Raw genomic sequence first — 20138 nt, forward strand, 5'->3', positions numbered from 1 at the left:
GTTTGTGGCGCGATAGCGTCGTCGCCCCGAGTTACACCTCCAGACAATATGGACGTCCATTTGTAACTACGTAATGTCCACTAAATGAAATCTGAGGAATGCCAGTACATCGCGTGGAATTCCGGGGGTTTCAGAAAGAGGTCGCGCCCAGTCGGCTAAGTGAAATTACGGATTTTGAGGTCGGCTATGCGCTTGTAAATTGCTCTGGAAAATTTGGATAACCCTGATTTGAGCAGAATCGTGGCGCACAGGAATCAAATTTCGAAATGCTGCCGCTACACCCCAATTTCTGGGTAGCGATATTTGCGCCCGCTTCCCTTTGGAGAAAGACTATGACCGCCGCCACTCAAAATGATCTATCGTTTTTCGAAGAAAATATATCCCGCAGTCGTAGCTGGATCATGGCAACCGGGATTCTCATGATTTTGGCTGGTACCGGTGCGATCATCTTTCCCATGATCAGCAGCTTCGGCGTTACCATATGCATCGCTGCCCTGCTGCTCATTGCCGGAATTGCCCAGATAGTACAGGCCTTCAGCTTTCACAAATGGGGCAGGATTCTGTTGGCAGTGCTCGTCGGGCTTCTGTGGCTGGCGGCTGGCATCATGCTTCTGGCAAGACCATTGGAGGGTGTTTTTGTCCTGACGATTTTTGTTTCGGCGGCTTTTCTGGCGGAAGGCATATTGAAAGCAATATTTGCCTTCAAACTATATCCCGCGTCCGGCTGGGGCTGGATGCTGTTCAATGCTGTTGCGGCGGCCACCGTAGGCATATTGCTCTGGTGGCAGTTGCCATCCTCTGCGCTTTGGGCGCTTGGGCTGCTGGCCGGAATCAACATCCTGATTTCAGGCTGGACGCTGGTGATGCTCGCAAGTGCAATCGGCAAAGTGACCAAACCACTGACAAGCGCAAAAAGCACGTCCTGATCATCGCCATCAGCCGCCTCCGCGCCGGCTCCGGAACAACCACTGGGCGGCTGGCCGTTTTACCGTTTCGGACCGACAAAATCTAACCGCCAAGGAGAATAAAATGACCGATCAAAGCCCCATTCACCCCTATATTGAGCAGGCGAAAAACCGTTTGGATGAAATTGATGCATCCATAGCGCACTTTGAGGCGAGAGCGCAGGAACTGAAAACGGATGCTCGCGCCAAAGCGGATGCCGCCATTGCCAAGATGAAGAGCAACCGCGACGCCTATCGGGCGTGGGTTAAGGAGAATCAGGAAATCGGCGAAGCGATCACCGCCGGGGCACGCGAGAAACTGAAAGCCGAATGGACCAGATTCGAAGATAATGTCATGGCATATTTCGATGCCGCAGCCGGAATGTATGAACAAGACAAAGCCTATTTCCAGGTCCGTATCGAGGCGCAGAAAGAAGCCTGGCAAAAGACCATGGACCGCGTGAAAGCGGCAGCGAAAGCGTTCCAGGCAAAGCGCAAGGCCGAAATTGATGCTGCCGTTGCAACACTGGAAAAAAATGCGGAAAATGCCAATGCAAAGCTGAAAGACCTGAACAAGGCAGGCAGTATATCGTGGACAGCCGTGCGTGACGCATTATCCGCTTCTCGCGCCGCATTTGACAAGGCGATGGACGAAACCCAATCCGCCTTCAAAGAGGCGATGAAAACGACCGAGGACGCCTGACAGAATAGCAGATGGGCCTCCCTCCCCCAAGCTGTTGGCACCGGCGCTCTGTGTTGATTGGCCCCGGGTTTCCATCCGGAATCCTGGGCCAATTCTCTCTACGGAAAATTGAACCGGGGAAGCGGTTTTGACGAACGCATTCTGGATTCCGTTTGTTGCGAGCTTGCTTGTCGCGGGTGCAACGCCAGTCGGCATTTTGGTGCTGCGCCATTTCACACAATGGGCACGGCGGAACACCGATTATTTGACCAGATTTGCGGCTGGCGTTCTCATTACGGTGTCCTTTGTCCATATTTTGCCAACATCATTGGCGATGGCTAACCAACCTGCAATTTCTCGCGTGCGAGGTTGATTTCCTGAAGACGGTCGCCGTTTTTAGGGCATGGCATGCCGTCATCGGAGGCAATTTCCAGTTGCTTTTCGCTATAGGCCCAGCGTTTGAGAATATCATCCTTGACTGCGTCCGGCAGATCGCTCTCCAACAGCTTTTCCGGCGTCTCAAATTCACCCGCAGGATCGCGCAGGATTTTTTCCAAATCCCATCCCTGGGCCTTTGCCTCTGCCCGCAGGGTTTCGAGATAGATATCCCGGTCTATCCTTGCCTCGACGTCACGTTTGCTGGGCAGAACCTCGCCAGAAATATAATATTCGTTTTCCGCGATATGGGCATAAGGCACGTCGCGATAGGTCAGCAACTCCCCTTCGAAATCCTTGCCATTGTAGCGATTGTCGAGAACCGCATGAGACGCGGGAAGTTCGTGGACATGAACATCCGCTCCCGAATGATCAGCGAGAATTTTGACCGCACGCTCTTCGTCTGATGCATTCCAGGTCCGCACCCACAAAAGCAGGCCGCCGCGCTCCAGCTGTTCTTCAAGATAATCGGCATAACGCTGTCCGATGATCTTGGCCAGAAGGGCACCGATCGCGCCGCCGCCAATACCGCCGGCAGCCGCCGCTATTATGGCAGCACCAATCGCCCCGCCCGATGCAACCACGGCCGTCAGCGTGGCCAGCGCACCAACATAGATCAAGCCGCCAAAGACACCGCCTTCTGCATCGCCAATCGTTTCCTCCGAAACATAGGCCGTGGTTGGAACCGTCGGATCATCTTCCAACTCCTTTACCGACGTGAAGCTATGCCCCAGTTTCGTCTCTATCGACGAGACCGGCGCAAGCAGGCTGAGCTCGGACTGATCAAAACCGTGGAGGAGCAAATCGTCAATCGCGTCCTGCAGTGCACTTTCGGATTGAAAGACGCCAACCGCTTCTCGGACAGTAGGAATATCTTGCTCAGTCATGTTCAATTCTCCAGATTGGATGTGAGGGAGGCATCGCAGGCGCCTCCATTCGGTCTTCAATTATCGGCATAGTGCGCCGCACAGCGTTCAAATGCAGGCTTGTGTCGGAACGCCGATGCGTCTCTTAACCTCGTCATCACGGTCACAATATTGGCGTGGCCGGCAACCGCCGGGAGCAGCTCTTCATCATAGAGCCGCACATTGTCTATCTCGCCCTGCACACCCAGTTCGCAAAGGGTCTGCAGATCGGCGGTTTCAAATATCGGCTCAACCACCGTGTCGTCCGTCGGTACCGGAATATTATAGGAATTGTAGAGCTTGAGCAATGCGTCGATATGGCGTTGCTCGGCTTCCGCGATGTTGATGAACGGTCGCACCGGGCCAAAGCGATCGAGAACAGTCTGGTAATTCAGGACCGCACGGCGCTCATCCGCCAATGCGGCGTCCATCGCCCCGACGACACCTTCCGGGAGCGGCGTGACAGGTCCTTCGCCCATCTGCGCAGGGGCATCGACACGGCATCCGTTGCCCATACCTCTATTGCGATATTGTCTGCGCTGCCGCATTTTACCCTCCCGGCCGCAATGAAACTGCAATGCCGGAAATTGTGCCGCAGTGACAGCCAACCCATGTCGAACAGAATTTCGTGTCGGCAAATCCCGCATGTCGTGCCATATTCCATCCTCCTCACCGGCTGGGAATCATACACAACGCACATAGTCCGCCATGGATGGAGAAAAACCACGTAATCTCCCGTAGTTTTGCTCGATACTGCGTGATGAGGCGCTTTCGCGAAACCCGGGCGGCCGTTGTGGCCAACAGAAGTTTGCGCTGGCAGCCCTGCCTAGTCGTTCAGCACATTGATCGCGGCGTGAACTCGGTCGCGAATTTCCTTGCGGTCGAGGCCGGGTTCAATCTCCGGCTGCACCTCATAGGTAATCACGCCGCTTTTCTGGACGAATGTATCGCGGGGAGAGACGATGCCGCTGTTCAGCGCCACTGGCACCAAAGGTATGCCGAGCAGCTTGTAGATGCCCGCGAAACCCGTCTGCAGTTCGGGTCGCTCGCCGTGATGGGCGCGACTGCCTTCGGCAAAAATGACGATTGGACGGCCTTCTCCAACCGCTTTCTTGGCCTGCTTGATGATCTGGCGCATCGCTGCGCCGCCGCCGTCACGGTCAATACCGAGCAAGCCGTGCCGGGTGGCAATCCAGCCCCATAAAGGAATGACCAGCAGTTCCTTCTTGGCAATAACCACCGGCTTGTCGAAATGCCGGAGCAGGTCGATCGTTTCGAACATGCTTTCATGCTTGAAGACGTAGAGCAACGGTTCGTTGCGAATCTCGCCCCTGACTTCCACCCCGATGCCGAGAATCAGGCGGGCGCAGAGATAGTGATAACGGCTCCAAAACTGCGCCATATAATAGATGGAGTCGGGCCAGAAAAACGCAGCGATGAACGTGAAAATGATAATCGGTATCGAGCCGATATAGAAGACCGCCATGAAGATCAGGGACCGGATGAGAGCCAGCATCTCAGACACCTGCAAATGCCGCAAGGCGGCGCATCAGATATTTATTATATTCGGTGAACAACGTTCCAAGCGAAGGCTGTGTCTGCACCGCGTCGGGCAACAGGCGGACCTCTGGTGGCATCGCCCTTTCCAGTTCCAGCAGTGCACGGCGCATATGCCAGTCTGACGTTACCAGCCGCACCGATTTATCTCCCCGCCGCGCCGCCCAGCGGGCCGTTTCGAGGGCGTTGGAGCGCGTATCCACCGCCTGGAACCCGAGATCGATACAGCAGTCAAACAAGGCGCCTGGCCGGTCATATTCCGCAGCCAGTTCCGCCGGTTTCACATCCCGGTCCACCCCGGAGACCAGCAACCGTCCCGCTGCTTTGGCTTCGAGTATGTCGAGCGCGCGATCAATGCGGCCGGCTCCGCCGGTCAGGACGACAACGGAACCGGTATGGGCATCATCTCCTGCCGGACGCGGCAGATCGATGGCGAACCAGGCAAAGCCTATGATCCACAGCAAGAGCAGGAAAGAGAAGAAGCGCAAAATCATCCAGCGGAACTACAATATCTTTTTCAAGGCGCCGATGACCGTCAATTTGGCGGTAACCATGGCAAGGAACATCCCCAATATCGGAATGGCAGCAATTATCAACCAGCTCCACCAGTCGAGGCCAACCGATTGCACCAGACCCGAGCCAAGCGCTGACAATTGCCCGCTGATCAGCCAGATGATCACGGCACCGCCGATCAGCCCTAGCAATCCTCCGAGCAGCGCATCCAGCGCAATGCGCCGCTGGAATAAACGGCTGATCTGCTGATCCGTGCCACCGAGCAAGTGCACCACCGCGATGGTTTCCCTATGGGTGTTGAGCGCCGATCGCGCCGAAATAATAACCGCAGCTCCAGTCGCCAAAGCCAGCAGGGCGACCAGACCAAAGGCAATCCACTGAAAGGAGCGGACCAGCGAAAATACCGGCGCAATATACCCGCTGCTCGGTTCGATCCGCGCGCCCGGTGCGACGGATTGAAGCGCGCTGCGTAGCGATTGATATTCTGCCTCGGTGGCGGCGCGGACCATTTTCACATCGATCAGGGCCGGCAGCGGTATATCATCCTCCAGGTCCTGGGTGCCGAGCCACGGCTCGATGAGCGCTTTTATCTCTTCGGGCGGCAGGACACGGACCTCCTTTATCAGCGGCATTGCGCGCAATCGTTTCGCAGCGGCCTCTGCCTGACTGCTGCGGGTCTCGGGATTGGCTTCGATAATCTGGACCGTCGCCCTGCTCGACAGTTCATCCGACACATCGCCAATCGCGTGCGTCATCGCGAGCCCGGCGGCGGTCGCCAGAACGGTGAGGAAAATCATGATCGCGATAACCCAGGGCATTGGCCCGGACAAACGCCCTTCCGGTATCAGGCGTCGGTCATGACTGGGAATGACGAAGAATTTGAACATCCTCTTTGCGCCCTATTGCGTCTGCTCGGCAGGACGCGGGGGATGACGCAGCGACCCTGTCGGGTCCGCGAGCATGCCTTTCTCCAGCCGCATCATCTGGGCTCCGGGTATTTTGCTGAGCAAGTGGATGTCGTGGGTCGCCACGACGATGGTAGTGCCGAGCGTATTGAGCGCCTCGAACAATTGCAGGAGGCGGACCGCCATCTCGGGATCGACATTTCCGGTCGGTTCGTCCGCGACCAATATTTCCGGTCTTCCGATCACCGCCCGGGCGATCGCCACCCGCTGCTGTTCCCCGCCCGAAAGCGTTGCCGGTCGCGCCGATGCGCGATCGCCCAGACCGACCCAGTCGAGCATTTCTGCTACCGGGGTTTCGAGATCTTTCTCCCGGACACCGGCAACCCGCAAGGGAAGCGCAATATTGTCAAACGCTGAGAGGTGCGGAACGAGACGGAAATCCTGAAAAACCACCCCGATCCTGCGCCGGAAACCGGGCAGGCGCTCGCGCGGCATGGTGACGGCATCTTCGCCGAACAGCCGGATCACGCCGCGGCTGGGGCGCTGCGACAGATAGAGCAGTTTGAGCAGCGATGTCTTACCCGCGCCCGACGCACCGGTGAGGAAATAAAAGCTGCCCGGATAAAGGGTGAAATTGAGATCGGCCAAGGTTTCTACGCCCGCACCGTAGCGCAGACCGACATTTTCAAAGCGAACAATTTCGTCCATTTATATGCTATATTCCAATATCCTGGCCAAATATTGTCTGGCCCCGCGACCAATAGGCCGGGAATAGGTTCCAAATCAACTCCGCTATCCTCGGCAAGGCTCTATTTTGCGGGAAAACGCGAAAAAAAAGGCTTCGGTCTCAAATCAACGATGCAGCCACTTGCAGTTTGCCGTCATGGCGTGTTTAGAGGTAAAGTCATGATTTTGAATTGCCCAGCTTGTAAAACCCGTTATCTCGTGCCCGACAGCGCCATTGGGCTTAATGGCCGTTCGGTGCGCTGTGCGTCCTGTCGCCATAGCTGGTTTCAGGAGGCCCCGATTCTGGAAAAGGAACTGGTCACAGCCGACGTCACCAGTCCGGCCGCCCCCGCGATCAAAGCAAAGCCGGCTACGGACGAAAATTGGGAGGCCGCGCCGCCAGCCTCTCCGGTCACCCGATCGGCACCACCGCCGCCCATTTCGGTTACGCCCGATTATGGCGAAGAAGCGAGCAGTTTTGCACACGAGCCGCCGTTCAAGCCGCGCCGGAATCCGGCAAAATTATGGACCATCGCCGCCTTTGCCTTCGCCGCGGTCATACTGGCATCGGGGGCTGCGCTTTACATGTTCGGTACGCCGCAATGGATGTCCGGCTATCAATTTGCCTCGGTCGAAGAAACGCCGCTGCTCATCGAACTGAGCCAGAAGCAGGACCGCCGCACGCTGCCGGACGGCACCGAATATTTTGCCGCCAGCGGGACGATCATAAACCCGACGACAAGCGACCAGACCGTGCCACCAATGCTGGTAATCCTGCGCGATGCCAGCGGCCGGATTGTCTATAGCTGGAAAATGAAGGCGCCGGCGGGATCGCTGGCTCCCGGCGCAAAGATAAATTTCAACGAAGCCAAGCTTGATGTGCCCCGCTCCGCCAGCCAGCTCGAAGTCGGATGGGCAGACAAGATAAGGGAATAGTCCCGCTGTCCGAGCGGATCAGTGAAATTCCTCGAGCTGGATTTTCTGACCATCCTCGCTGGCAATCTCGCCCGCAGACCGGATCGGCGCGATCAGGAAGTTCCCGCCGCTGGCCTTCCCGATGTCCCGGCTCGCGGGCCTTCCGAAATATATCTCTTCGCCTTGCAGGATTCGGGCGCTCGCCATGGCCTGTACGCGGGCCCCGGGGCCGGACGGAACTGGGGATGGCCCATCGGGTACCGCACCAAGCAGAAGAAAAATCACAAGCAGACTGTCCATGGGCCAGAATAAAGGCGACCAGAGCGGGAATGAGCAAGGTAAATAGAAGGTTAACGGCGCTATCTGGCGGCGCTTGTCCGGGAAAAAAGGGTGCGATAGCCAGGATTGTACGGTTACGAGACAAAATCACGACGCCGGTTAACACCAAAATCGCGCGACAACGAATATCTGTTGCGGCTGCCTACCCCCTTTGCTAAGGGCACGCGCCTACCCGGGACAAGCTGTCCCCAGCTAGTGACAGTGCGGTCGTGGCGGAATTGGTAGACGCGCAGCGTTGAGGTCGCTGTGGGATAATATCCCGTGGAAGTTCGAGTCTTCTCGACCGCACCATTTACGGTCTGACAATCATTTATAATTTTGCCTTCGGGCAGATAACGCTTGCAGTCGCGCTAGATCCTGACCAGCAGCTTGCCCGTATTGCCGCCCGTATAGAGCAGGTTGAGTGCTTTGGGCGCCGCTTCAAGTCCATCAACAATATGGAGGGGCATGGTCAGCTTTCCCTCGGCAAGCCATCCGGCAAGCACGGCTATGGCGTCCGGGAAACGATCTTCATGGTCAAGGATCACAAAACCGCGAACGGTGAGCCGCCGCATGATGAGATTGCGAAACATGTAAGGGCCGGGTATCGGTTCGTTGCTGTTATAGGATGAAATCAGTCCGCAGATCACGACATGGCCGAAATCCTTCATATGGGTCAGGGACGCGTCCAGTATGTCGCCGCCCACATTTTCAAAGCACAGGTCGATTCCCTCGGGGCAGAGCACGCCCAATCGCTCGGTCACATTTTCGCTTTTATAGTTGATCGCGCCGTCAAAACCGAGATCGTCGGTCAGCATCGCACATTTGTCATCGCTTCCCGCGATGCCGATGACTCTACATCCTTCGTTCTTGGCAATCTGGCCAACCATCGTGCCGACTGCCCCCGCGGCGCCACTGACCACGACTGTATCGCCGCTTTTCAGATTTCCGATATCGTGAAGGCCAACATAGGCCGTCGGCCCGGCGACACTGAGGATCGCAAAGGCTTCGGCAAGATCGATGCCATCAAGAGACGGGAATACGGAAAATCCGGCGCCATCGGTGACGATATAGTCAGACCAGCTGTGCAGCCCGGCTGTATGCGCACCTACCGGGAAGTCTGGATTTCTGCTCTCGACAATTTCGCCGAACACGAAGCCGCGCATGGGCTCGCCAATGCGCACTGGCTCCATGTAAATGTCCCAATCGCTGAGCCAGACCCGGTTGGTCGCATCAAGCGAGAGATAGAGCGTGCGAAAGAGGAACTGGCCGTCTTCCAGTGCGGGAAGCGGCTCTTCGCGCAGGACCAGCGTATCGTCTTCGATCATCTCTTCGGGGCGTCGGTTGAAATACCAGCGCCGGGCGGTTTTTCCGCTCATCTTTACTCTCCAGATCCTATGGGACGGGCTTTAACGCCCGGCCCGGTTTTCATATAATGTGACGACACAGGCGCCGCCCAATCCGATATTGTGCTGCAGCGCCAGACGCGCACCCTCGACCTGCCGTGCACCCGCGCCGCCGCGCAATTGTGTGGTTAGCTCGAAACATTGGGCGAGGCCAGTGGCACCCAGCGGGTGGCCCTTGGATAGCAGGCCGCCGGAGGGATTGGTGACCACTTTTCCGCCATAGCTGTTGTCGCCGTCGCGGATGAATTGCTCCGCCGTGCCGATGCCGGTCAGCCCCAGCGATTCATAGCTCAGCAGCTCGTTGGCGGTGAAACAGTCATGTAGTTCCACCACATCGAGATCGTCCGGACCAATCCCCGCCGCTTCATACACCTGGTTCGCAGCGTTGCGCGACATGGTTGCACCAACCGTTGCGGCAAGATTTTCGCCGTCGAAGGAATCAGGCCGGTCTGTCGTCATTGCTTGGCCAGCAATGACGATGTCGGAGCCAATTCCATGGCAGGCCGCGAAAGCCTCGCTGCATAGAATCGCAGCCGCGGCACCGCAGGTGGGCGGACAGCATTGCAGCCGCGTGAGGGGGCCATACATATGAGGCGATTCCAGAATCGCGTCGGCGGACAGGGCTTCCCGGAAAACGGCAAGCGAATTATTCGCCGCATGGCGACGGGCCTTTTCGGCAATTAGCGCAAAAGTGTGGTCTTCCGCGCCGTATAGCTCCTGATATTCCAGAGCAGCGCCCCCAAACAGACGCAACGCCATCGGGCTGTCGGACGCGCCCATCCGGGATTCGCATGTATCAAGGAAATCGCCCAACGGATCGGGCCGGTCATCATAAACAGTGGCCAAAGCGCCACGCTTCATCTGTTCGAAACCCAGTGCGAGAACGCAATCTGCTGCGCCACTGGCAATCGCCTGACGGGCAAGCCAAAGGGCAGTCGAACCGGTCGCGCAATTATTATTGACGTTGACGATCGGGATTCCGCTCAATCCGCTCGGATAGAGTGCGGCCTGGCCGGAGGTGCTGTCGCCATAGACATAACCGACATAGGCGTGCTCGATCGATGAATAAGTGATGCCGGCGTCCGTCAGCACATCAGCCACAGCGTCGGTCGCCATCGCCCGATAATTACGGGCTTTGCCGGGAGTGGCAAATGGGGTCATTGCTACACCGGCAATGATCACGGAGCGGGACATCATGCTCTCCTGCAAATTGTCGTTCTACACTCTGGCCGAGCTCTCTGGCGACCTTGACCTGTAACTGCGGCCGGCCCTAAGTCTTCACACCACCCAAAAGGGTGGGGTTAAAATCGGATTGGCCGCTAAAATGGGTGGGAGCGAAAACGCAATCGGCAAAAATTGGCCGGAAATGGAGAGTGGACTGGTGGATCTGCGGCGGGAAAGTCTTCTTGATCGTATCCAGTCGAGCAGTGCGCAACTGATTCTGGCGCAGGCGCCAGCCGGTTATGGAAAGTCGACGTTGTTGCGACAATTGGCAGCGGTCGAAGTCGATGATGGCGGATCAGTCGGTTGGATCACCCCCGTTTCTCAGGACGGTGATTTGTCGCGCTTTGTGCAGATGTTCATCCGGACCTGCGAGCGCTTGATCGAGGACACCGGCGGAAAGCTGCGGCGTACAACCCGCGATATTCCTGCACTGATTTCCGCCATCAATGGCCCCGCTTTGTTGCTGCTGGATGAGTATGACCAGTTTGCCCATGGTCAGGCAGACGCGCTGCTTGAACAAATTATCGAACAACTATCGCCGGGCAAGCGGATCGCGGTTGCAACGCGGACGATGCCCAATCTCTCCAGCGCCCGGCTCAAACTATCGGGACGGGCCATTGTTCTGGGCAGCATCGATTTGCGCTTTGATCTGGGCGAGTCCTATCAGTTTCTGTCCGAGCGCTGCCGATTGGGACTCGAAGAAGTGCGCGAACTGCATAGCAGTATTGACGGGTGGCCCGCGGCGCTCCAGTTTATCAACCTCTCGCTCGCCTCACAGAAACAGGGTGCCGCAAAGGCGCTGCGGAGCGGTATGACGCCAGAGGTGGTCGAGTATCTAGCTCAGGAAGTCTTTCTTCTGCAAAATGCCGAAACGCGTAAAGCGTTGTTGGGCATCTGCCTGGCCGATCGGCTCTGTGCAGAATTGGTTGATCACAAGCTGGGCGGCACGGGAGGCCGCGCCCTGCTTAATCGCTTGTCTGACGGAGGGTTGTTCCTCGATCCGGTTGACGGCGACCGGCACTGGTTCCGCTTTCACCCGCTTTTCGGCGATTTTCTGCGAACCCAGGTACGGCAGGAAAACAGCCCGGACGTATTGACGGAGCGTCATGTCAGGATTGCAGACTGGTTCGCGGCGGAGGATATGCGCGAGGTTGCGATCAGCCACTATCTTGCGGCTGGGCGGCAGGACAGCGCTGCTGCCTGCCTCGAGGAAGTCGCCGATCAGCTTGTGCGGGAGGAGCGGTTGGGGCTATTGGTCTCGCTGTTCGAACAGCTTGACCAGCATGTCCTGCTCGGCAGCACCAAACTGCTCAATGCGGCGGTAATCGCTTATGGCTTCCGCCGCCAGTTCACCAAGGCCCATCGACTTCTTAATCATTGCGAAGCAGCGCTTGCCGAGTCCGAAGAGGATATCGTTGCAGCGGCGGAGCTGGAGGTTCGCCGATGTTTCGTTCTGGCGGCCGAGGACCGGGTTGTCGAGATGGGAGAACGGGCTCGGGCTGCAGAGAAGTGTCTCGACGATGACCAATCCTTTTCAAAGGCGGTGGCCTTTAACGCTCATGCGTTTCTGCTCGGTGCGCAGAGTCAATTCCCGGAAGCGCACGAATTGCTGCTGCGTGCCCGTCCGCTCCACGAAAAGGCGCGCAATTATTTCGGACGGTCTTATGCGAACGCCATCCATGCGAGTCTCAAAATTTCCGAAGGTCTGCTGGGTGAAGCGATCGATGATCTGCGCCGGGCCTTGCGGGAGCTGGATATCGAAGGGCCAGGCGGCATCATGGCAGGTGGCGTCGTCGCCGCGCCACTGGGCGACGCCTTATATGAGCGCAACGAGATAGAAGAGGCGAGACGGGTGATCACCGACTATCTTCCGTTGATCCAGCAGCAGTGTATTGTCGATCCGCTCTGTTCAGGGGTTGTAACGCTGGCCCGGATCGCCAAGCTGAAAGGCAGGTCTGAATATGCGCATGAACTCTATGAATATCTGATCGATTCGGGCCATAAATATGGCTTGAGCCGGCTTGTCGATTGCGGACGGGCGGAACTGGTTCGCGAAGCCGTGTTGGACGGCGATATCAGTACGGCTGAAAGGCGTTTTAGGGCGCTGGGTTCCGAGGCACGGCTACCGACCGAGGGCCAACTGATTTATTCCAGCGGTGAGCTTGAGGTGCAGCGCATCACCTATATACGCTTACTGGTTCACAAAGGCGACCATGCCGAAGCGCGTGCGATGATCCAGTCGGAGATTCGCACTGCCACTGTAAGACACAGGGTTCGCCGGCTAATCCGCCTCAAGACATTGTTGGCGATCAGTCTGGAGAGAGATGGACAGCTCGGCCATGCCAGACGCGTGATGATGGAGACCGTTTCCCTCGCCGCGCCGGCCCGAATGTACCGCATTTTCCTTGATGAAGGGCCTGCTGCCATCCGCATGCTCAATCATTTGGCGAACGATAATTTCACTCATGATCCTGATTGGGCTGTGGATGACGTCGCACGCTATGTAAAGCTGCTCGTCAAAGCGGCGGAAGGCGGAGCCAGCGAAGAGGTCACTATTTCCGGCCCGGACGAAGAGGAAGCCAGGGCGCTCGCGCAGCCGCACGAAAATCTGACCCCGCGCGAGATAGATATCCTGCGTTTCCTGGCCAAGGGCTATTCGAACAAGGATCTTGCCGACCGGCTGGCGGTCTCGCAGAATACCGTCAAGTTTCACCTGCGGAACGTTTTTGCCAAGCTCGATGTCAGCAATCGCATGCAGGCGGTTCAGGCCGTCCGGCATTTCAAATTGATCGAATAAGCGAAACCTACCCACTCGGGTGGGGTGGGGGTAATGGCTTGAGCCTAGATATTCTCTCGAACGGCAAAAAGGGTGGGATGACTCACCGGAGCCGCAAGGGAGGATGAGTGCATGGGTCTGCTGGTCAATATCGACAATGGCGGTACATTAACTGACATCTGTGCTTTTGATGGGGAAAAGGTGGTTCACGCCAAAACCCTCACAACGCCGCATGATCTTACCGAATGTCTGATGAATGGTCTTCAGGCGCTGGGCGAGCAGCTTGGTCAGAAGGACGATCTAACCCGTCTGATCGCGTCAATTGATCATTTGCGCTATTCCACAACGCAGGGCACCAACGCGATTGTCCAGCGCAAGGGGCCGCGCATTGGGTTGCTGGTGTCCAACGATGCGCAGATTGATGCAGCCAAGACATCGGCCCCGGATCTTTTTGAAGCAATGGTTGGAAACCGGGTCGCTTTATTGGGCGAAGCAACGGATACCGAAGTTATCCAGGCTGTCCGCACGCTGATCGCCCAGGGTGCGAGCCGACTGGTCCTATGTCTCGATGGCGCAAGCGCAGCGCGAGACGAAGGCGACTTGCGGCGTTTGCTCTACACCGCTTTCCCCCGCCATTTACTCGGCGCTGTTCCCTTGCTCTTCTCGACCGACCTCGCACCCGGGGCATCGTCGGAACGTCGTATCTGGTCGGGCCTGATTAACGCCTTTCTCCATCCGTCGATGGAGCAGTTTTTGCATCATGCCGAAGATCGGTTGCGCCAGCATAGAACCCGCAATCCTTTGCTCGTATTTCGCAATGATGGCGGGTCGACCCGTGTTTCGCGGACCATCGCGCTGCACACCTATTCGTCCGGTCCACGCGGTGGCGCTGTCGGGGCGGCAATTTTGGCAGGCCATTATGGTTTTGACCGTTTCGCCTCGATCGACATTGGCGGGACCACGACCGATTTCGCCCTGTTCGAAAATGGCAAGGTGGCTGAACATCGTTTTGGTGATGTCGAAGGCGCACCCATTGCATTTCCGCTGGCTGATGTGCCGAGCGTCGCCGCGGGCGGCGGCTCGATACTTCGCGTTGTTGAAGGCGCGATTCGGGTTGGGCCGGAAAGCATGGGGGCATTGCCGGGGCCGGCCTGTTTTGGCCGGGGCGGCACCAATGCGACGCTTACCGATATCATGTTACTCGCGGGCATCCTCGATCCTGACAGTTTCTTTGGAGGCAAGCTCGCGCTCGATGTGGAGCGTGCGAAAAGCGCCATACGCACCCATATTGCTGATCCGCTCGACATGGATATGGATGCGGCGATTGTGGCTGCGATTGATGCCTATGAGGCGAAGGTCGCAAATGCCATTACCGGCTTGTCAGGCGAGAATGCGCTGGATGCGATGCTCGCCTTTGGCGGTGCCGGGCCGATGAGTGCCTGTGGTATCGCTGAAAAGGCCGGAATCAATCGCGTTCTTGTGCCGCGGTTTGCCGCTGTGTTCAGCGCATTCGGGATCGGGTTCAGCCCAATCAGGCACACCCATAGTCAGGCCGTTTCGGCGTTTAGCGCCGATTCAGTGGATGAAGCAAAACGGGTGCTGGAAGAGCAAGCGGGTCGCGCGATGGAAAGCGAAGGCTTTGAGCTGCAAGATTGTCAGATCGAATGGCAGGCAGTGGTTGGTGAAGGGGATGATGCGATAACACTGCCACTAACCGCCGTTCCCGCAGATGTGGCCGGTTTTGTCGAGATGAACGTCGTATGCGACATGCCATCCTTTAGCCTTGGTGCCGTGTCTGGCGATCAAGGTCATGATGCGACCAGTGTAAACACCCGCGACGCAATGGGCGGGATGCCGCTGTATCGACTGGAAGAACTTGAAGCGGGAGCGGGCGCAGCCGGGCCCTGTCTTGTCGAAGAGCAATTTTTCACCGCCTGGATACGCCCCGGCTGGCATTTCACCATTACCGGCAATTACGACCTACTCATTGAGCGCAAGGGAGCCTGAATATGCATATTTTTATCACGGACGCGCTTGTCATCGATCTCGACAAAGAGGTCTGGCAATGCCGGGGCTGCGAGGCCGAACTTGGTTCGGCGCGGGAAAATTACAAGTCCTTCTTGCGCGTGCGTCCGCGCGACCCGCAGGATATTCATGCGCCGATCATCGACAAGAATCGCTATGAATTCACATTTGCGCCCGATCCTGAATGGACGCGCATCGTTGAATATTATTGCCCGCATTGCGCACGTCAGATGGAAGTGGAGTATCTGCCGCCCGGCCATCCGCCTGCTTATGATATCGAACTCGATATAGACGCGTTGAAAGCGCAATGGGCCGACCGCGAAGCGCTGGCTGAACCAGCCATTGGCCCGGCGTTCGTCCCTCCACAGCATCACCATCGCAAGGGGGGCGAATAATGGAGCGGGTTTCGGTCGATATCGGCGGCACCTTCACCGATTGCTTCCTCGTCTGGGGCGAGCATTATGTATCTGCCAAGGCGCTTACCACGCATCAGAATCTTGCGCTCGGCTTTAACGCGGCGCTGGGGCAAGCGATTGAACAGCTCGACCTCACCCTTGACCAGGTGATGGGCGAGGTGGACAGCGTTCGTTATGCGACAACCCTCGGCACCAACGCACTGATCGAGCGCCGCGGGCCCACCATCGGTGTCATCACGACCGCAGGCTTTGAAAGCAGCGTTCCACTGAGTCGTGGCCGTGGCTATGGTGAAGGCCTGCCAGATCGTTATCGCAAGGATCTGCCGATGGCGCAGCGACCCGAGCCGATCGTGCCGATCCCGCTGATCGCCGGTGTTCGTGAACGTCTGTCGGAAAAGGGCGAGGTCATCATGGCCTTGGACGAGGAAGATGTCCGTGCCCAGGTACGCAAGCTCGTTGATCGCGGGGCGCAGGCTTTTGTCGTCAGTCTCGTAAATTCGGTCGTCAATCCGGCTCATGAACTGCGCGTCGAGGAACTGATCCGCAGCGAATATCCGGAACATATGCTTGGGTCTGCACCGATCATTCTTGCCCATCTCGTGGCAGGCCGAAAGGGCGAATATGCGCGAACCTCGTCCGCCATTGTCGATGCTTTTCTGCACAAGGCTATGTATCTTGGTCTTTCAACGCTCGAACTGAACCTGCGCGACAACGGACATGAACGACCGATGCAGGTCGTCCATAATTCCGGTGGCATGGCGCAGCTGAATTCAACGGATGCGCTGCAGACACTGCACTCGGGACCGGTCGCCGGAATCGGTGCCTCGGAACATCTTGCCGCTGAGACAGATCTCGGCAATGTCGTGTGCAGCGATATGGGCGGCACGTCCTTTGATATCGGTCTGGTGGTCGAGGGCGGGGTGAAATTCTACGATTTCAATCCGGTGATTGATCGCTGGATGGTCAATATCCCGATGGTTCATCTGGTGACGCTGGGCGCTGGCGGCGGTTCTGTCGCGCGCTACGACCGGTTGCGCCGAACGGTCGCAGTCGGGCCGGAAAGCGCGGGGTCTGACCCGGGCCCGGCCTGCTATGACAAGGGCGGCCGCGATGTGACGGTGACCGATGCCGATCTGGTGCTCGGCTATCTCGAGCCGGACAATTATGCCGGCGGGCAGATTGCGCTGAGCGAGAAGCGCGCAACCAATATGTTCCAGCGCAATATCGGCAAACCGCTCGATATTGATGCGGTGGCTGCAGCCAAATTGGTCAAGCAGAAGGTGGATAATGACATGGCCAACGGCATTGCGCAGGAATTGCGTGCCAGAGGCTATGAGCCGGCCAATTTTACCTTGCTGGCCTATGGTGGCAATGGTGCATTGCATGCCTGTGGCATCGCTGATGCCATCGGTATAAAAAAGGTTCTGGTACCGCCGTTCAGCGCCATTTTTTCGGCCGTCGGCGCGGGCAATATGGACCAGCTCCATATCCATGAACGCTCCGTCTATCAGCAAATCTATGACAGCGTCACACGCGAGCTGATGTCCGATTTTGATGGTTTCAACGCCATTGTCGAACAGTTGGAAGAGCGCGGTCGTCTGGATCTTGAGCGCCAAGGCTATGGCGATGTCGAGATTGAGCATCGGCTCGAACTCGATATGCGGTACGGTAACCAGCTCGCCCAGACCGCCGTTGTTGTCGGCCAGAATCGCATCACGCACAGCAGCGAATTGCTGGAGCTGATCGCACTGTTTGGCCGTGATTATGGCAAACGCTTTGGCGAAGGCAGTCAGGCTCCGGAAGCGGGCATCCGGATCAACACGGTGCGTGTAGCCAGTTTCGTCCGGGCGCCAAAGCTGGCATTCTCAAAAGTGCTGCCGGACCCGAATAGATTGCGCCCTGCACCTGAACCCGTGGAGAAGAAAACCTGCCATTTCATCGGTTACGATGAGCCGATCGAGACCGGATTTTATCGGCTTGAATCGCTGGAACCCGGTCATTTGGTAGAAGGGCCATCCGTCGTCATTTCTGAATCGACCACTTTTCTGGTCGAACCAGGCTGGCGGCTATCGGTCGGCGAATATGGCGCAGGCTGGCTTGAGCGCCAGGACATAGTTGGAGAAGCAGAATGACCGTCAACCCGAACGAACCGCAGAGCGGCGAAACACCCGAAACCGGGGATGAAGGCGTCAGCGAGTTTTTGCGCGACACCAGCCTGTTTCTGGCTCCCGATCCGCTGATCATGAACAATCATGGTATAGAGGAGCGGACTGCACTTGAGGACGAAAGCCTAGCCGCAGAGACGGATCCGGCGCGGCTGGAAATCGTCCGCGAACGTTTGCTTGCTGGTGCGAATGAAAGCTTCGACATGCTGGAAAGCATGGGCGCGGCACCGGGGGCCAAATGGGGCGATTGCGTCTCGGCTATCTTTACCGCGAGCGGCGATCTCAGCCTGGCCAGCACCGGCGGCGTCGTCATTTTCTGCAACCTTGTTCAATATCCGATCAAGTTCATTAACAAATATTGGACAAACGAACCGACGGTCGGCGTGCGCGAGGGCGATGCCTTTCTTGTCAACGATGCTCGTTACGGCCAGGCCCATAATACCGACCAATCAATGATGATGCCGGTATTCTGGGAAGGGAAGCTTGTCGCCTGGGTCGGGGCGACCGTCCATGAGGGTGAGAATGGCGCGATCGAGCCGGGTGGCATGCCGTCGATGGCGGAACAGGTGTGGGACGAAGGGCTGAAAATGTCGCCTTTCCGTGTCGCCGAAAATTACACGCTGCGGCGGGATATCGTGACCTTTCTGCAAAATTCGGTGCGCGAACCGAAGCTGCAATATGCCGATATGAAGGTGAAGATGTTCACCTGTCGCCGGCTTGAGCAGAGGATGCACGAAGCAATCAGCGAATTTGGCTTGGAAGCCATTGTTGCCTGTCTGCGCTCGAACCTTGAAGACACCGATATCGAGGTTCGCAAGCGGCTGAAAGAATGGCCGGACGGCACGGTCCGCCACAGCTGGTGGACCGATGGTACTTTACGCGAGAATGCGATGATCAAGATCAATCTCGCGCTGACCAAAAAGGGTGACCGACTGATCTTCGATTATCGGGGCTCTTCGCCCGAATTCACCAACAGGTCGAACAATTCGCTCGACATCACCCTGAAGGGCATGCTCGCCCAGCTGTTTCTGACCTATATCTGGCCCGATCTGCCTCGCAATCAGGGCGTGCTTGCTCCGATTGAGTTCATCTTTGATGAGCGCTCTATCATCAAGCCGGATTTTGGTACGCCTAATGCGCAAAGCATGATGTCGGTCTTCACCTCCTGGAGCGTCGCGCAGGTCGCGGTGATGAAATATCTCTATTCGGTGCCCAACAAATATACCCGGGTGATCGCGCCCTGGTTCAACATGATCAACACCTTCCTCTTTGGCGGTGTAACCCAGCATGGCGAGATGGTCGGCAATGTCTGCGCCGATATCAACGGCATGGGCGGCGGTGCGCTGGCGGATCGGGATGGCCAGCATAGCTGTGCACCGATTTTCGCCACCATGGCCGATTTGGGTGAGCAGGAATTCATGGAAGAAGAAATGCCCTTCGTGCAGCTCGTCTCCAAGAAACTGATGAAGGACAATCAGGGCTTTGGCCGCCAGCGCGGGGGCATGGGTTATCAGATGATCCTGGCGCTGCGGGACAGCCCGGTATGGGGCTTCATGCTGACCGCAATCGGCGCGAAATTCCCCAACGTGCCCGGTCTGTTTGGCGGCTATGGCTGCCCGACCTATCCGCTGTGCCGGATTTCGAACGTCGATGTGTTCGAGACGATGCAGAGCGATCCCTCGCAATTCCGCTATACAATTGAGGAACTGATGAACGACCAGCCGTTTGAGGACGGAAAATACAGCACCCATCCGATGTTCATGCCCTATTCGCTGGCCGAACGCGGCGAGCTGTACATGATCGCGCAGGGAACCGGTGGCGGCTTTGGTGATCCGCTGGAACGCGACCCGGAAGAGGTGATGCGCGATTTCCAGGAAGATCTGGTCTCCGAAGATGTCGCCTGGCGTATCTATCGCGTCGTGTTCGATCCGGAAACGCGGATCGTCGACGAGGATGCCACGCGTCTGGCCCGCAATGAAGCGCGCAAGGAGCGACTTGAGGAGAGCATGTCGTTTGAGGATTATTGCGCCGATTTCGTGACCGATGCTCCGCCCGCAAGCCTTCCCTATTACGGGTCATGGGAAGACCCAGCGATGGTCTATGCCGGATCGCCGGATCGCTATTATCCTGCCGGCCAAGTCAATCCGCCGGTCGTTATGCCCAACCCGCTTGAGGTGAAAATCGCGAAGCTGGAGCGTGAACTCGCCGAAGCGCGTCAGGACTGAT

At 57.3% G+C, this 20138-nt stretch carries 17 protein-coding genes and 1 tRNA gene; 9 read left to right on the forward strand and 9 right to left on the reverse strand.

All coding sequences use genetic code 11. The features are described from left to right. The first annotated feature begins 332 nt into the window (after nt 1–332). The gene (locus ACN0VD_RS04695) at nt 333–926 is read left to right on the forward strand and encodes an HdeD family acid-resistance protein (protein WP_417592135.1); all 594 of its coding nucleotides are present in this window, start codon (nt 333–335) and stop codon (nt 924–926) included. Nucleotides 927–1029: 103 nt separating this feature from the next. Beyond that, nucleotides 1030–1647: a hypothetical protein gene (locus ACN0VD_RS04700; RefSeq protein ID WP_417592137.1), complete on the forward strand. Its 618-nt coding sequence runs from the start codon at nt 1030–1032 to the stop codon at nt 1645–1647. Nucleotides 1648–1964: 317 nt separating this feature from the next. Here the strand turns inward: ACN0VD_RS04700 and ACN0VD_RS04705 are convergent, their stop codons facing one another. The 6 genes from ACN0VD_RS04705 to ftsE all read right to left on the reverse strand — a co-directional run bounded on the left by ACN0VD_RS04705 (nt 1965) and on the right by ftsE (nt 6649). Beyond that, nucleotides 1965–2948, reverse strand: a complete 984-nt coding sequence (locus ACN0VD_RS04705) for a hypothetical protein (RefSeq protein WP_417592139.1) — start codon at nt 2946–2948, stop codon at nt 1965–1967. Nucleotides 2949–3004: 56 nt separating this feature from the next. Then, a complete protein-coding gene (locus ACN0VD_RS04710; protein ID WP_417592141.1) occupies nt 3005–3514 on the reverse strand; it encodes a ferritin-like domain-containing protein in 510 nt (169 codons plus the stop codon). A 278-nt stretch (nt 3515–3792) separates the two neighbouring features. Then, a complete protein-coding gene (locus tag ACN0VD_RS04715; protein ID WP_417592332.1) occupies nt 3793–4482 on the reverse strand; it encodes a lysophospholipid acyltransferase family protein in 690 nt (229 codons plus the stop codon). A gap of 1 nt (nt 4483) precedes the next feature. Beyond that, nucleotides 4484–5017 (reverse strand): YdcF family protein, encoded by a 534-nt coding sequence (locus ACN0VD_RS04720; RefSeq protein WP_417592143.1) that lies wholly within the window; start codon nt 5015–5017, stop codon nt 4484–4486. Between the two features lie 9 nt (nt 5018–5026). Then, nucleotides 5027–5923, reverse strand: a complete 897-nt coding sequence (locus ACN0VD_RS04725; protein ID WP_417592145.1) for a cell division protein FtsX — start codon at nt 5921–5923, stop codon at nt 5027–5029. A 12-nt stretch (nt 5924–5935) separates the two neighbouring features. Continuing rightward, nucleotides 5936–6649 carry a cell division ATP-binding protein FtsE gene (gene ftsE, locus ACN0VD_RS04730; RefSeq protein WP_417592147.1) on the reverse strand — a complete coding sequence of 238 codons (714 nt, stop codon included), beginning with the start codon at nt 6647–6649 and terminating at the stop codon, nt 5936–5938. Between the two features lie 198 nt (nt 6650–6847). On the opposite strand from ftsE, the gene ACN0VD_RS04735 reads away from it, so the two are divergent. Continuing rightward, nucleotides 6848–7603 carry a zinc-ribbon domain-containing protein gene (locus ACN0VD_RS04735; protein WP_417592149.1) on the forward strand — a complete coding sequence of 252 codons (756 nt, stop codon included), beginning with the start codon at nt 6848–6850 and terminating at the stop codon, nt 7601–7603. A gap of 18 nt (nt 7604–7621) precedes the next feature. On the opposite strand, the gene ACN0VD_RS04740 is transcribed toward ACN0VD_RS04735, so the two are convergent. Further along, nucleotides 7622–7867 carry a hypothetical protein gene (locus tag ACN0VD_RS04740; protein WP_417592151.1) on the reverse strand — a complete coding sequence of 82 codons (246 nt, stop codon included), beginning with the start codon at nt 7865–7867 and terminating at the stop codon, nt 7622–7624. A 257-nt stretch (nt 7868–8124) separates the two neighbouring features. On the opposite strand from ACN0VD_RS04740, the gene ACN0VD_RS04745 reads away from it, so the two are divergent. Further along, nucleotides 8125–8212 (forward strand) — tRNA-Leu (locus ACN0VD_RS04745). 59 nt (nt 8213–8271) lie between these two features. Here the strand turns inward: ACN0VD_RS04745 and ACN0VD_RS04750 are convergent. Both ACN0VD_RS04750 and ACN0VD_RS04755 read right to left on the reverse strand, forming a co-directional pair. Then, on the reverse strand, nt 8272–9279 hold the full coding sequence (locus ACN0VD_RS04750; protein ID WP_417592153.1) for an NADP-dependent oxidoreductase: 1008 nt from the start codon (nt 9277–9279) through the stop codon (nt 8272–8274). A gap of 30 nt (nt 9280–9309) precedes the next feature. After that, complete coding sequence (locus ACN0VD_RS04755; protein ID WP_417592155.1) at nt 9310–10503, reverse strand: lipid-transfer protein; 1194 nt, start codon at nt 10501–10503, stop codon at nt 9310–9312. Between the two features lie 127 nt (nt 10504–10630). Between ACN0VD_RS04755 and ACN0VD_RS04760 the strand changes: the two genes are divergently transcribed. From ACN0VD_RS04760 to ACN0VD_RS04780, 5 genes are all read left to right on the forward strand, one after another. After that, a complete protein-coding gene (locus ACN0VD_RS04760) occupies nt 10631–13327 on the forward strand; it encodes a LuxR C-terminal-related transcriptional regulator (RefSeq protein ID WP_417592157.1) in 2697 nt (898 codons plus the stop codon). A gap of 111 nt (nt 13328–13438) precedes the next feature. Then, entirely contained in the window at nt 13439–15313 is a 1875-nt protein-coding gene (locus ACN0VD_RS04765; protein WP_417592159.1) for a hydantoinase/oxoprolinase family protein, read from the forward strand. Nucleotides 15314–15315: 2 nt separating this feature from the next. Continuing rightward, on the forward strand, nt 15316–15726 hold the full coding sequence (locus ACN0VD_RS04770; protein WP_417592161.1) for an acetone carboxylase subunit gamma: 411 nt from the start codon (nt 15316–15318) through the stop codon (nt 15724–15726). Continuing rightward, a complete protein-coding gene (locus tag ACN0VD_RS04775) occupies nt 15726–17879 on the forward strand; it encodes a hydantoinase/oxoprolinase family protein (RefSeq protein ID WP_417592163.1) in 2154 nt (717 codons plus the stop codon). Before ACN0VD_RS04770 ends, ACN0VD_RS04775 begins: the two co-directional genes overlap by 1 nt. Continuing rightward, nucleotides 17876–20137 carry a hydantoinase B/oxoprolinase family protein gene (locus ACN0VD_RS04780; protein WP_417592165.1) on the forward strand — a complete coding sequence of 754 codons (2262 nt, stop codon included), beginning with the start codon at nt 17876–17878 and terminating at the stop codon, nt 20135–20137. The genes ACN0VD_RS04775 and ACN0VD_RS04780 overlap by 4 nt, the downstream gene beginning before the upstream one ends. Nucleotide 20138 lies beyond the last annotated feature (1 nt).

The organism is Parasphingorhabdus sp. (assembly GCF_048267785.1).
Taxonomy (GTDB): Bacteria; Pseudomonadota; Alphaproteobacteria; order Sphingomonadales; family Sphingomonadaceae; genus Parasphingorhabdus.

Coding starts and splice junctions, on each gene's coding strand:
- ACN0VD_RS04695 (WP_417592135.1), top strand. CDS start 333: ATGACCGCCGCCACTCAAAATGATCTATCGTTTTTCGAAGAAAATATA.
- ACN0VD_RS04700 (WP_417592137.1), top strand. CDS start 1,030: ATGACCGATCAAAGCCCCATTCACCCCTATATTGAGCAGGCGAAAAAC.
- ACN0VD_RS04705 (WP_417592139.1), bottom strand. CDS start 2,948: ATGACTGAGCAAGATATTCCTACTGTCCGAGAAGCGGTTGGCGTCTTT.
- ACN0VD_RS04710 (WP_417592141.1), bottom strand. CDS start 3,514: ATGCGGCAGCGCAGACAATATCGCAATAGAGGTATGGGCAACGGATGC.
- ACN0VD_RS04715 (WP_417592332.1), bottom strand. CDS start 4,482: ATGCTGGCTCTCATCCGGTCCCTGATCTTCATGGCGGTCTTCTATATC.
- ACN0VD_RS04720 (WP_417592143.1), bottom strand. CDS start 5,017: ATGATTTTGCGCTTCTTCTCTTTCCTGCTCTTGCTGTGGATCATAGGC.
- ACN0VD_RS04725 (WP_417592145.1), bottom strand. CDS start 5,923: ATGTTCAAATTCTTCGTCATTCCCAGTCATGACCGACGCCTGATACCG.
- ftsE (WP_417592147.1), bottom strand. CDS start 6,649: ATGGACGAAATTGTTCGCTTTGAAAATGTCGGTCTGCGCTACGGTGCG.
- ACN0VD_RS04735 (WP_417592149.1), top strand. CDS start 6,848: ATGATTTTGAATTGCCCAGCTTGTAAAACCCGTTATCTCGTGCCCGAC.
- ACN0VD_RS04750 (WP_417592153.1), bottom strand. CDS start 9,279: ATGAGCGGAAAAACCGCCCGGCGCTGGTATTTCAACCGACGCCCCGAA.
- ACN0VD_RS04755 (WP_417592155.1), bottom strand. CDS start 10,503: ATGATGTCCCGCTCCGTGATCATTGCCGGTGTAGCAATGACCCCATTT.
- ACN0VD_RS04760 (WP_417592157.1), top strand. CDS start 10,631: ATGGGTGGGAGCGAAAACGCAATCGGCAAAAATTGGCCGGAAATGGAG.
- ACN0VD_RS04765 (WP_417592159.1), top strand. CDS start 13,439: ATGGGTCTGCTGGTCAATATCGACAATGGCGGTACATTAACTGACATC.
- ACN0VD_RS04770 (WP_417592161.1), top strand. CDS start 15,316: ATGCATATTTTTATCACGGACGCGCTTGTCATCGATCTCGACAAAGAG.
- ACN0VD_RS04775 (WP_417592163.1), top strand. CDS start 15,726: ATGGAGCGGGTTTCGGTCGATATCGGCGGCACCTTCACCGATTGCTTC.
- ACN0VD_RS04780 (WP_417592165.1), top strand. CDS start 17,876: ATGACCGTCAACCCGAACGAACCGCAGAGCGGCGAAACACCCGAAACC.